The organism is Kosakonia sp. HypNH10 (assembly GCF_029850615.1).
Lineage (GTDB): Bacteria > Pseudomonadota > Gammaproteobacteria > Enterobacterales > Enterobacteriaceae > Kosakonia > Kosakonia cowanii.
On sequence record NZ_JAOTIU010000004.1, the window covers coordinates 600,244 to 611,807 of the forward strand.

10 protein-coding genes are annotated in these 11,564 nt (G+C 55.9%); 3 read left to right on the forward strand and 7 right to left on the reverse strand.

The window, feature by feature from the left end; genetic code table 11:
* Nucleotides 1-3: 3 nt before the first annotated feature.
* The gene (gene dnaB, locus N7V53_RS15190) at nucleotides 4-1,410 is read right to left on the reverse strand and encodes a replicative DNA helicase (protein ID WP_023478500.1); all 1,407 of its coding nucleotides are present in this window, start codon (nucleotides 1,408-1,410) and stop codon (nucleotides 4-6) included.
* Nucleotides 1,411-1,471: 61 nt separating this feature from the next.
* Between dnaB and N7V53_RS15195 the strand changes: the two genes are divergently transcribed.
* Nucleotides 1,472-2,455 carry a quinone oxidoreductase gene (locus tag N7V53_RS15195; RefSeq protein ID WP_023478370.1) on the forward strand — a complete coding sequence of 328 codons (984 nt, stop codon included), beginning with the start codon at nucleotides 1,472-1,474 and terminating at the stop codon, nucleotides 2,453-2,455.
* A 228-nt stretch (nucleotides 2,456-2,683) separates the two neighbouring features.
* Here the strand turns inward: N7V53_RS15195 and dusA are convergent, their stop codons facing one another.
* Together dusA and traF are read right to left on the reverse strand one after the other, a co-directional pair.
* Nucleotides 2,684-3,682, reverse strand: a complete 999-nt coding sequence (gene dusA, locus N7V53_RS15200) for a tRNA dihydrouridine(20/20a) synthase DusA (protein WP_279793858.1) — start codon at nucleotides 3,680-3,682, stop codon at nucleotides 2,684-2,686.
* Between the two features lie 82 nt (nucleotides 3,683-3,764).
* On the reverse strand, nucleotides 3,765-5,081 hold the full coding sequence (gene traF / locus N7V53_RS15205; RefSeq protein ID WP_279793859.1) for a conjugal transfer protein TraF: 1,317 nt from the start codon (nucleotides 5,079-5,081) through the stop codon (nucleotides 3,765-3,767).
* Between the two features lie 280 nt (nucleotides 5,082-5,361).
* Here traF and zur point away from each other — a divergent pair, with 280 nt between their 5' ends.
* Nucleotides 5,362-5,877, forward strand: a complete 516-nt coding sequence (zur, locus tag N7V53_RS15210; protein WP_023478461.1) for a zinc uptake transcriptional repressor Zur — start codon at nucleotides 5,362-5,364, stop codon at nucleotides 5,875-5,877.
* Nucleotides 5,878-6,132: 255 nt separating this feature from the next.
* On the opposite strand, the gene N7V53_RS15215 is transcribed toward zur, so the two are convergent.
* The 4 genes from N7V53_RS15215 to N7V53_RS15230 form a co-directional block, all read right to left on the reverse strand.
* Entirely contained in the window at nucleotides 6,133-6,342 is a 210-nt protein-coding gene (locus tag N7V53_RS15215; protein ID WP_023478538.1) for a CsbD family protein, read from the reverse strand.
* A gap of 133 nt (nucleotides 6,343-6,475) precedes the next feature.
* A complete protein-coding gene (dinF, locus tag N7V53_RS15220) occupies nucleotides 6,476-7,810 on the reverse strand; it encodes an MATE family efflux transporter DinF (RefSeq protein ID WP_279793860.1) in 1,335 nt (444 codons plus the stop codon).
* 74 nt (nucleotides 7,811-7,884) lie between these two features.
* Nucleotides 7,885-8,499: a transcriptional repressor LexA gene (lexA, locus tag N7V53_RS15225; RefSeq protein WP_023478391.1), complete on the reverse strand. Its 615-nt coding sequence runs from the start codon at nucleotides 8,497-8,499 to the stop codon at nucleotides 7,885-7,887.
* A gap of 108 nt (nucleotides 8,500-8,607) precedes the next feature.
* Nucleotides 8,608-8,976 (reverse strand): diacylglycerol kinase, encoded by a 369-nt coding sequence (locus tag N7V53_RS15230; RefSeq protein WP_054804254.1) that lies wholly within the window; start codon nucleotides 8,974-8,976, stop codon nucleotides 8,608-8,610.
* A gap of 132 nt (nucleotides 8,977-9,108) precedes the next feature.
* Between N7V53_RS15230 and plsB the strand changes: the two genes are divergently transcribed.
* Entirely contained in the window at nucleotides 9,109-11,529 is a 2,421-nt protein-coding gene (gene plsB / locus N7V53_RS15235) for a glycerol-3-phosphate 1-O-acyltransferase PlsB (RefSeq protein WP_279793861.1), read from the forward strand.
* Nucleotides 11,530-11,564: the final 35 nt, after the last annotated feature.

Sequence of the window (11,564 nt, forward strand, 5' to 3'; positions counted from 1 at the left end):
ACGTTATTCGTCGTCGTATTGTGGCCCGGCATAGTTATCGAAGCGTGACCACTGCCCATTGAATGTCAGACGTACCGTGCCGATAGGACCGTTACGCTGCTTACCAATAATGATTTCAGCGATGCCTTTTAAGTCGCTGTTTTCGTGATAAACCTCATCACGGTAGATAAACATGATTAAGTCGGCATCCTGTTCGATGGAACCCGATTCACGCAGGTCGGAGTTGACCGGGCGCTTATCGGCGCGCTGCTCCAGCGAGCGGTTAAGCTGCGACAGCGCCACCACCGGCACCTGCAACTCTTTCGCCAGCGCTTTCAACGAGCGGGAGATCTCGGCAATTTCCAGCGTACGGTTATCCGACAGCGATGGCACACGCATCAGCTGGAGGTAGTCGATCATAATCAGGCCAATGCCGCCATGTTCGCGGGCGATACGCCGCGCACGAGAGCGCACTTCCGTCGGCGTCAGGCCGGAGGAGTCATCGATATAGATATTCCGTTTTTCCAGCAGAATGCCCATCGTGCCGGAGATGCGTGCCCAATCCTCATCGTCGAGCTGCCCGGTACGGATGCGGGTCTGATCGACGCGCGACAGCGACGCGAGTGAACGCATCATAATCTGTTCGGAGGGCATCTCGAGACTGAAGATAAGCACCGGCTTATCCTGCAACATCGCCGCATTTTCGACGAGGTTCATCGCAAAGGTCGTTTTACCCATTGAGGGACGCGCCGCGACAATAATCAGATCCGACGGCTGCAAACCGGCGGTCTTTTTGTTCAGATCGTCGTAGCCGGTGTTCACGCCAGTCACGCCGTCATGGGGCTGCTGGAACAGTAGCTCAATACGCGCCACCGTCGCCTCAAGCACATCGGCGATGTTCTTCGGCCCTTCATCTTTATTGGCACGGCTTTCGGCGATTTTAAACACGCGGGACTCGGCCAGATCGAGCAGATCTTCACTGCTGCGGCCCTGCGGATCGAAACCGGCATTGGCGATCTCATTCGCTACCGCGATCATCTCGCGCACTACCGCACGTTCACGCACGATATCGGCGTAAGCGCTGATGTTCGCCGCACTTGGCGTATTTTTTGACAGTTCAGCGAGATAAGCGAAGCCGCCGACAATATCGAGCTGGCCCTGTTGCTCCAGCGATTCGGCAAGAGTAATCAGGTCGATGGGTTTGCCCATCTCCTGCAGGCGGTGCATTTCCGTAAAGATATGGCGATGCTGGCGAGTATAAAAATCCTCGGAAACGACGCGCTCGGCGACGTCGTCCCAGCGCTCATTATCCAGCATTAAACCGCCCAACACCGACTGCTCCGCTTCGATCGAATGCGGAGGCACTTTCATCCCCTCAAGCTTGTGGTCGCGGGGCTCAGTCTGTTTGTTGAAGGGTTTATTTCCTGCCATAGTGAATGGAGTTATCCGGGTAATGAATGGGTTGAGAGATTATCACAGATCAGGAGGAAGCATGGCGACAAGAATTGAGTTTCAACAGCACGGCGGCCCTGAAGTGCTGAAGGCGGTGGAGTTTACGCCCGTCGATCCGGCAGAAAATGAGGTGCAGGTCGAAAACAAAGCCATCGGCATTAACTATATCGACACCTACATCCGCAGCGGTCTCTATCCGCCGCCGGGCTTGCCAAGCGGGCTGGGAACCGAAGCCGCCGGCGTGGTCAGTAAAGTGGGTTCCGGCGTCACGGAGGTGAAAGTTGGCGACCGCGTGGTTTACGCTCAATCGGGGCTGGGCGCATACAGCTCCGTGCACAATGTGCCCGCCGATAAAGTCGCCGTTCTGCCCAACGCCATCTCCTTTGAACAAGCCGCCGCCTCCTTCCTGAAAGGGCTGACCGTCTTCTATCTGCTGCGCAAAACCTATGAAGTGAAGCCCAATGAGATGTTCCTGTTTCACGCTGCGGCGGGCGGCGTTGGCCTGATCGCCTGCCAGTGGGCAAAAGCGCTCGGCGCGAAACTGATTGGTACCGTTGGCTCGGCGCAAAAAGCGCAGCGCGCCCAGCAGGCGGGTGCCTGGCAGGTGATCAACTACAGCGAGGAGAGCGTGGTTGAGCGGGTGAAAGAGCTGACCGGCGGTAAAAAAGTGAGTGTGGTGTACGACTCCGTTGGTAAAGACACCTGGGAAACCTCCCTTGACTGCCTGCGCCGCCGCGGCCTGATGGTCAGCTTTGGCAACTCCTCCGGGCCGGTGACCGGTGTCAATCTGGGCATTCTCAACCAGAAGGGATCGCTCTACGCCACCCGTCCTTCGCTGAACGGTTACATCACCACGCGTGAAGAGTTGCAGGAAGCGAGCAATGAGCTCTTCTCGCTGATCGCCAGCGGCGTAATCAAAGTGGAGGTGGCTGAGAGCCAGAAGTTTGCGCTCGCCGATGCGCAGCGCGCCCATGAAGCGCTGGAAAGCCGGGCGACCCAGGGATCGAGCCTGCTGATCCCGTAAGTGATTGTGCAGAAAGAATTAGGGCTTCCCGCAGGAAGCCCTTTCTTTTTTAGTTCGGCTGTATTGTAGGGTACAGCGCGATGAATTCGTTACGCCGGAATAGTGACAGATTTACGCGCTAAATCCTATTTGCTTCACCGGGCTGCACGGGGAAATGTTTCAAGGTTGTGACGAAGCGCTCACTCCTTTGCTAACCGATCCCACGATTGCGCAATAAATCTGCACGCCTTAGCGTTTCGACGCCACCAGATTGAGGGCGTGTTCCACCACATTGATATCCGCTCCCGCTTTGTGCGCATTTTCACTCAGGTAGCGACGCCACTGACGCGCGCCAGGCACGCCCTGGAACAGGCCCAGCATATGGCGTGTGATATGGCCGAGATAAGCTCCCTGGCTCAGTTCGCGCTCAATATAAGGGTACATCGCGCGCACTACTGCCACCGGGTCGGCATCCGGCGTATCGACGCCGAAAATCTCTCTGTCCACCGCCGCGAGGATGCCAGGGTTCTGGTAGGCTTCGCGCCCGACCATTACGCCATCCATATGTTCAAGATGCGCTTTCGCCTCTTCCAGCGATTTGATACCGCCGTTGATCGACATCGTCAGGTGCGGGAAGTCGCGTTTCAGCTGATAGACGCGTGGGTAATCGAGCGGCGGAATTTCGCGGTTCTCTTTCGGGCTGAGGCCAGAAAGCCAGGCTTTGCGGGCGTGGATCGTGAAGCTTTCACACTCACCTTTACCGGCTACGGTGCCAATAAAGTCGCAGAGAAATTCGTAGCTGTCCTGCTCATCAATGCCGATACGGGTTTTGACCGTCACCGGAATAGAGACGACATCGCGCATCGCTTTAATGCAGTCCGCCACCAGCTGCGCTTCACCCATCAGGCAAGCGCCGAAACGGCCATTCTGCACGCGGTCAGAAGGGCAGCCGACGTTGAGGTTGATTTCGTCATAGCCGCGCGCTTCGGCAAGCTTCGCACAGTGAGCCAGCTGCGCCGGATCGCTGCCGCCGAGCTGCAACGCCACCGGATGCTCCTCCTCGCTGTAGGCCAGGTAATCGCCTTTGCCATGAATAATCGCGCCGGTGGTCACCATCTCGGTATAGAGCAGCGTGTGGCGCGACAGCAGACGCAGGAAGTAGCGGCAGTGCCTGTCCGTCCAGTCGAGCATCGGGGCAATCGAGAAACGATGAGCGGGAAATGTTGAGGACGGTTTTTCTGGCAGCATGGCGATTATTTGAACATCAAAAGAAAAAGGGGCGCTACTATAGCACAGGCAAAACCGGAGGCGCAGCGCCTCCGGTTAATCCTTAGAATGTCAGGCTAAGCTGCGCACCGGCACCCCAGGTTTCGTCTTCGCCCACCAGCCCCATCAGATCGAGATGAACGCGGTTGAACGGCGAGAAGCCAACACCAGCGGTGAAGACATCTTTATCATCGCCTTTCACATCAGCGCGGTAACCGGCACGCACTGCCAGCCAGTTAAGCGGACGCACTTCAGCCCCGACGCCGACATACTGCGAGTTCTTCTCGCTCTTAAAGCCTTTGGTCTCGGTTAAATCACCATCAGCACTCAGCGTTACCAGATCGTTATGCCAGGCGGCACCGGCGGTGACGATCGGGCTAATCTGGTAAGTATCTTTGTAGTTACGCACTTCGCCCGTTCTGCCGTTACGGATGATGGCGTCTTGAGTGTCAATGTTACGCGAAATCAGGTTCTGCCCAGTTAAGCCAAGTGTCACGTTTTCATTGAGGTCGGCGGCCAGGCCAACGTCAACGTTGAAGCCGGTGTCATCACGGCGGTAGCGGCTGCTGTTCCAGTCATCGCTGTCGTAGTCATAAATCGACGCCGTGTAGTTGTAGACCCACACTTTTTGCAGCTTCGGCGTTACGCCAACGGAGAGCGGAATGCCGCCCGCGTCAAATTGGTGTGCCAGCGCCACGCCAAAGTCGGTAACAATCGCGCCACGCCCGGAAGCGGTGGAGTTCAGGTTACGGGTGATCTCATCGCTGCCATTTGGCGACAGCGCCGCGCCCAGCGCTTCACGCACCGCAACGGCATCGCTGTTCTGAATGCTGCGCAGGTAATCAATATCCTGCTGATCGATATTGGAGCTTACGCGCGCGTGGGCGTAGGCTTTGGTCACGAAAGCCGCAGAGAGCACATCGTTAGGGATGCTGACCGCAATACCGGCTGCCGCTTTTGCCTGCGCGGTTTTGCCACGCAGCTTAACCAGCTCGTCACCCAAATCTTTGGCCGCATTCTGGAATTGATCGATGGTGCCAAACGGGTTGGTAATAATATCCCGCGCCGTCAGATTATCGACGACATCTTTATACTGATCGACTTTGTCATTGATGTAATCAATTTCGTCGCGCAGATTATCCTTATCCGAAATTTGTGCCTGTACGCTTGGCAGAATAACGGTGACATCATCTTCCGGTTGCCCCTTCGCCAGCAACGCCGGGTTAATCAGTGCTCCACTGCCATAGTTTGCCGATGCGACGCCCGTTCCACCCATTGCATCGTTACGCGCTTCTGCCCATGTATTGGCTGCTCCCGCCTGATTTGCCATAAAAAAGGAGACAGCAATGGCGACCACCGAAAGTTTCGCATTTATTTTCACAGTATGTTCTCGTAGCCAGATGAGTATTTAAGCCTGTTAGTTTGCGCACAAACAGGAATTTATATTGCTGTGAATAACAGTAGAAAAAGGCACTACCTCTTCCGAACGCTCCAGGGCGGCCGGTTCATATTTATAGTGATGGCACTCACTATTTATAGAAGAGGAAAACCGTTTCGGGAAGGAAAGTTCCGAAAGTGTCTTTAAAGTTGGCGGTCTCGGCGTTTCAGGCAGGACATGGTAAAGTGTGAAGCTTCATCTTTTCACCAACCCGAGAGCGCCTATGGATAAGACCACTTCGCAAGAGATGTTAGTGCAGGCTGAAAAGCTGTGCGCGCAGCGCAACGTGCGCCTGACTCCACAGCGTCTGGAAGTTTTACGTTTGCTGAGCCTGCAAAAGAGCGCCATCAGCGCCTACGATCTGCTCGACTTGCTGCGCGAAAGCGAACCCCAGGCGAAGCCGCCCACGGTGTATCGCGCGCTCGATTTTCTGCTCGAGCAGGGTTTTGTGCACAAGGTGGAGTCCACCAACAGCTATGTGCTGTGCCATCTCTTCGATCAGCCGACGCACACTTCTGCGATGTTTATCTGCGATCGCTGCGGCGCGGTTAAAGAGGAGCAGGCGGAAGGCGTGGAAGATATTATGCACGCGCTGGCAGCGAAGATGGGTTTTGCCCTGCGCCATAACGTGATTGAAGCCCACGGTTTATGCGCTGCCTGCGTGGAAGTCGAAGCCTGTCGTCATCACGATCATTGCCAGCACGATCACAGCCTGCAGGTGAAGAAGAAACCGCGTTAGAGATTTTTACTTTTCTGTTTCTGTTTCTGTTTCTGTTTCTGTTTCTGTTTCAGAAAGTAATCCCAAAAGATTTCGCGTTTTAGCAAGGCGGCAAATGAGTGAATCATAGGGAGCATACATAAGTATGTGACCTATGTGAGCGAATGCAGCCAACGCGGATAAAACGTGAAAGATGAAGGGATTAGGGAGGTACATCCTTGTACCTACGGGCAGGGTAGCCTGTGAGGGTTAATACACTTGAGGGGGAAGTGTTGGCTACCAGCGGTATTCGTTACGAGTTTCCCAATCCGTAACTTCCTTCTCCGCTTCGTCTTTCGCGTAACCGTAACGCTCCTGGATTTTACCTACCAGCTGGTCACGTTTACCTTCAATGACGGTCATGTCGTCATCGGTCAATTTGCCCCATTTCTCTTTAACAGTGCCTTTAAACTGTTTCCAGTTACCGCCGACTTCGTCTTTGTTCATAATTGACTCCTTATCGTTCGGTTAAAATGACGTTCTTGCGTGCTGAACGTATTAATTATTGTAGATAAGGATTCGGCGTTCGGTTTTTTATTCGGAATCTTTAACCATACATGCCAGACGAAGCCGCAGATCCTCATGCATTGTCGGCATTGGCAAACCAGCTGCCGTTGCGCCAGTGATGACGCCAGATCAGTGCCAGCGTGAGACCGCGCAGCGCAAGGAAAACGCCCAGAGAGAGCCATAAACCGTGGTTGCCAAGCCACGGTACCGTCAGCAGGGTCAGACCAAAACCGGCAGCGGCAATCGCCATACTGTTACGCATTTCAGCTGCGCGCGTTGCACCCACAAACATGCCGTCGAGCAAATAGCACCACACTCCCACCAGCGGCAGTATCACCTGCCAGATGAGATAGTGTCCGGCAACCGCCTGCAGTTCAGGAATGGAGGTTAACAGCGCAATAATCGTGCTGCCCGCCAGCGCGTAGATAAGGGCAAAGGCGAGCGCCACAAACCCTGCCTGCCGACAGGCCGCGCGCCAGACGTGCAGCAACTGGCTGCCATCACGCGCGCCGTAAGCCTGACCGGAGTGGGCTTCTACGGCATAGGCAAAGCCGTCGAGCGCGTAGGCGGTAAAGGTGAGGAACATCATCAGCACCGCGTTGGCGGCGACCGTTTCGCTGCCGAGGCGCGCGCCCAGCACGGTGATGGAGCCAAAGCAGAGTTGCAGCAGCAGCGAGCGCAGCATGATATCGCGATTGAGCGCCAGCAAACGGCGAACGCCGCCGCGCCAGGCGGATTTCAGCATCGAAAGAGAGATAGCCTGCCGGCGTAAAACCTGCCACACCATCAGCAAACCGATAAAGAAGGTGACATATTCCGCGATAACGGTGGCGAGCGCAGCGCCCTGCACATTCATATGCAGGCCCATCACCAGCCAGAGATCGAGAACGATATTGAAGAGGTTGCCGACCACCAGCAGTATCACCGGTGCGCGGGCATACTGCACGCCGAGCAGCCAGCCAAGCAGCACCATATTGCCCAGCGAGGCGGGTGCACTGAGCCAGCGAATGGCAAGAAAGCGTTGCGCCTGCTCCAGCACCGCCTCGCTACCGCCGGTAATATGCAGCGCCAGGTCGATAAGCGGCATGCGTAACAGCGCAATGACAACCCCTGCGCCGAGCGCCAACAGCAGAGGCTGGACGAGCGCACGTGAGAGTGCAGAAGGATTTTTCGCACCAAATGCCTGGGCGGTCAGCCCGGTGGTGCTCATACGCAGAAACAGCAGCAGCATAAAGAGGAAGCTGGTTGCCGTTGCGCCAATCGCCACGCCGCCAAGGTAGACGGGGCTATCCAGATGACCAATCACCGCCGTATCAACTAAGCCCAGCAGCGGAACGGTGATATTCGATAAAATCATCGGCAGCGCAAGCCGCCACAAAGCTTTGTCGGATGCGGTTAACAGCGGCATAGCGTAAGCGTCGTTAAAGAGAGGAAGCGTGGCGCTGCGGCGCTAAACGGGCGCCACAGCAGAGAAAAGAGGCGTTACAGCCATTCACCGTTACGGATCACGCCAACTGCCAGCCCTTCAATAGTGAAGTTCTGTTTACGCAGATCAACAACAATCGGGGAGAAGTCGCTGTTTTCCGCCAGCAGTTCAACGGTATTGCCATGCTTTTTCAGGCGCTTCACCGTCACTTCATCTTCGATACGGGCAACGATCACCTGGCCGTTACGCGCATCCTGGGTTTTATGCACCGCCAGCAGATCGCCGTCCATAATACCGATATCTTTCATCGACATCCCGCTAACGCGCAGCAGGAAGTCCGCATGCGGTTTAAAGAGATTCGGATCGACCTGATAGTGGCTTTCGATATGCTGTTGCGCCAGCAGCGGCTCACCCGCAGCGACGCGACCAATCAGCGGCAGACCAATATCGTTCTCTTCTTCCAGCAGCAGGCGGAGACCGCGCGATGCACCAGATACGATTTCGATCACCCCTTTGCGCGCCAGCGCTTTAAGGTGTTCTTCGGCTGCATTTGGGGAACGGAACCCCAATTGCTGTGCGATTTCCGCACGCGTCGGTGGCATACCGGTTTGGGTGATGCGATCGCGAATCAGATCGAACACCTCTTGCTGCCTGGCCGTTAATGCTTTCATCCCGCCCCCTGGGTGTATATACAGTTATGCTGTGAGTATATACAGTCAACGGCGATTTTGAAACCACATTTAAGCAAAAATCCAGAGTGTTATAGAATTATGGAAACGCTATCGAAAATGTGACCAAAGAAGCGAGACCCAGGTAAAGACCGCCAGTAAGATTGTCATCAGCACCGCCGCCGAGCCCATATCTTTTGCCCGGCCGGAAAGCTCATGGAATTCAGACCCGATACGGTCTACAACCGCTTCGATAGCGCTGTTGAGGATTTCGACAATCATCACCAGCGTGACCGAGCCAATAAGCAGGACGCGCGTGATGACATCAATATCCAAAAATGCAGCGATAATAATAGCCAGAACAACGGCTACGCCCTCCTGGCGAAATGCAGCTTCATTAATCCAGGCTGCGCGTACGCCTTTCCACGAATATCCTGCGGCTTTAATGATCCGGGTGAAACCGGTGGTATTATTGGCCATGAAAAGAACCTTTTTAACTATTAAGCGTCAATGAGTAGTGGTACACGCAGCGGTACCACAGAAATTATGCGTGCTTTCTGATATTCTTGCGGCGCAATGGCACTATTAATAACCAGAGGCTTTACACCCTTTATGTCCGGCTGGCCACGAATTTACTACAAATTACTGAACTTACCATTAAGCGTGCTGGTAAAAAGTAAATCGATTCCCGCAGAACCTGCACAGGAACTGGGGCTCGACACATCACGTCCTATTATGTACGTGCTGCCTTACAACTCAAAGGCTGACTTAATGACCTTGCGCGAGCAGTGCCTGGCGCATGAATTACCCGATCCCCTCGAACCGCTGGAGATCGATGGCGCGCTGCTGCCACGCTACGTATTTATTCACGGCGGCCCGCGCGTATTCACCTATTACACGCCGAAAGAAGAGTCGATCAAACTCTTCCACGACTACCTGGATTTGCACCGCAGCCATCCCGATCTGGATGTGCAGATGGTGCCGGTATCGGTGATGTTTGGCCGCTCGCCAGGGCGTGAAAAGGGTGAAATCAACCCGCCGTTGCGCATGCTCAACGGTGTACAGAAATTCTTCGCTGTTTCGTGGCTTGGCCGCGACAGCTTTGTGCGCTTCTCCCCGCCAGTTTCGCTGCGCCGCATGGCGACTGAACACGGCACGGATAAGATCATCGCGCAGAAACTGGCGCGCGTGGCGCGTATGCACTTCGCCCGCCAGCGTCTGGCCGCCGTTGGCCCGCGCCTGCCGGCGCGCCAGGATCTCTTCAATAAGCTGCTGTCGTCGAAAGCGATTGCCCGTGCGGTGGAAGATGAAGCGCGCAGCAAAAAGATCTCCCACGATAAGGCGCAGCAGAACGCTATCGCGCTGATGGAAGAGATTGCCGCTAACTTCTCCTACGAGATGATTCGCCTGACCGACCGTATCCTCGGCTTTACGTGGAACCGGCTCTATCAGGGGATCAACGTGCACAACGCCGAGCGCGTACGCCAGCTGGCGCACGAAGGCCATGAAATTGTTTATGTGCCCTGCCACCGCAGCCACATGGACTACCTGCTGCTCTCCTACGTGCTTTACCACCAGGGCCTGGTGCCGCCGCATATTGCGGCCGGGATCAACCTCAACTTCTGGCCCGCCGGCCCGATTTTCCGCCGTCTTGGTGCCTTCTTTATTCGCCGTACCTTTAAAGGCAACAAGCTCTACTCGACGGTGTTCCGCGAGTACCTGGGCGAGCTCTTCAGCCGTGGTTATTCGGTAGAGTATTTCGTTGAGGGCGGTCGCTCGCGCACCGGGCGTCTGCTCGATCCGAAAACCGGTACCCTGTCGATGACTATCCAGGCGATGCTGCGCGGCGGCACGCGTCCAATCACGCTGGTACCGATCTATATCGGCTATGAGCATGTGATGGAAGTCGGCACCTACGCCAAAGAGCTGCGCGGCGCGACGAAAGAGAAAGAGAGCCTGCTGCAGATGCTGCGCGGCCTCAGCAAGCTGCGTAACCTCGGTCAAGGCTATGTGAACTTCGGCGAGCCGATCCCGCTGATGAACTACCTGAACCACCATGTGCCGGAGTGGCGTGAATCGATCGATCCGATTGAAGCGATCCGCCCGGCATGGCTGACGCCGACGGTTAACAGCATCGCTGCCGATCTGATGGTTCGCATCAATAACGCCGGGGCGGCGAACGCCATGAACCTCTGCTGTACGGCGCTGCTGGCTTCGCGCCAGCGCTCGCTGACGCGCGAACAGCTGACCGAGCAGCTTGACTGCTACCTTGAGCTGATGCGCAATGTGCCCTACTCCCCGGACTCTACCGCGCCGTCTGCCAGCGCCGCTGAGCTTATCGCTCACGCGCTGCAGATGAACAAGTTTGAGGTCGAGAAGGACACCATCGGCGATATCATCATCCTGCCGCGCGAGCAGGCGGTGCTGATGACCTATTACCGTAACAACATTGCGCACATGCTGATGCTGCCGTCGCTGATCGCGGCGATTGTCACCCAGCATCGCGCGATCTCACGCGGCGAAATTCTGCGTCATGTGGAACTGCTCTACCCGATGCTTAAAGCCGAGCTGTTCCTGCGCTGGGAAAACGCAGAGCTGGCGGAGGTGCTGGATAACCTGATTCAGGAGCTGGTGCGCCAGGGGCTGATTACCCTGAAAGAGGATCTTCTCAGCATCAATCCTGCACACTCACGCACTCTGCAGCTGCTGGCCGCAGGCGCGCGCGAGACGCTGCAGCGTTATGCCATCACCTTCTGGCTGCTGAGCGCCAACCCGACGATGAACCGCAGTACGCTGGAGAAAGAGAGCCGTACGCTGGCGCAGCGTCTGTCGGTGCTGCACGGCATCAACGCGCCGGAGTTCTTCGATAAAGCGGTCTTCAGCACGCTGGTGCTGACGCTGCGTGACGAGGGTTATATCAGCGATACCGGCGACGCCGATCCGGCGCGCACGCTTGGCGTTTACCAGATGCTGGCAGAGCTGATGACATCGGATGTGCGTTTAACGATTGAGAGCGCGACGCAAGCGGAGTGACGGATGGCGTGTAAACGCTTATCCGGCCTACGTGA

Coding starts and splice junctions, on each gene's coding strand:
- dnaB (WP_023478500.1), bottom strand. CDS start 1,410: ATGGCAGGAAATAAACCCTTCAACAAACAGACTGAGCCCCGCGACCAC.
- N7V53_RS15195 (WP_023478370.1), top strand. CDS start 1,472: ATGGCGACAAGAATTGAGTTTCAACAGCACGGCGGCCCTGAAGTGCTG.
- dusA (WP_279793858.1), bottom strand. CDS start 3,682: ATGCTGCCAGAAAAACCGTCCTCAACATTTCCCGCTCATCGTTTCTCG.
- zur (WP_023478461.1), top strand. CDS start 5,362: ATGGATAAGACCACTTCGCAAGAGATGTTAGTGCAGGCTGAAAAGCTG.
- N7V53_RS15215 (WP_023478538.1), bottom strand. CDS start 6,342: ATGAACAAAGACGAAGTCGGCGGTAACTGGAAACAGTTTAAAGGCACT.
- dinF (WP_279793860.1), bottom strand. CDS start 7,810: ATGCCGCTGTTAACCGCATCCGACAAAGCTTTGTGGCGGCTTGCGCTG.
- lexA (WP_023478391.1), bottom strand. CDS start 8,499: ATGAAAGCATTAACGGCCAGGCAGCAAGAGGTGTTCGATCTGATTCGC.
- N7V53_RS15230 (WP_054804254.1), bottom strand. CDS start 8,976: ATGGCCAATAATACCACCGGTTTCACCCGGATCATTAAAGCCGCAGGA.
- plsB (WP_279793861.1), top strand. CDS start 9,109: ATGTCCGGCTGGCCACGAATTTACTACAAATTACTGAACTTACCATTA.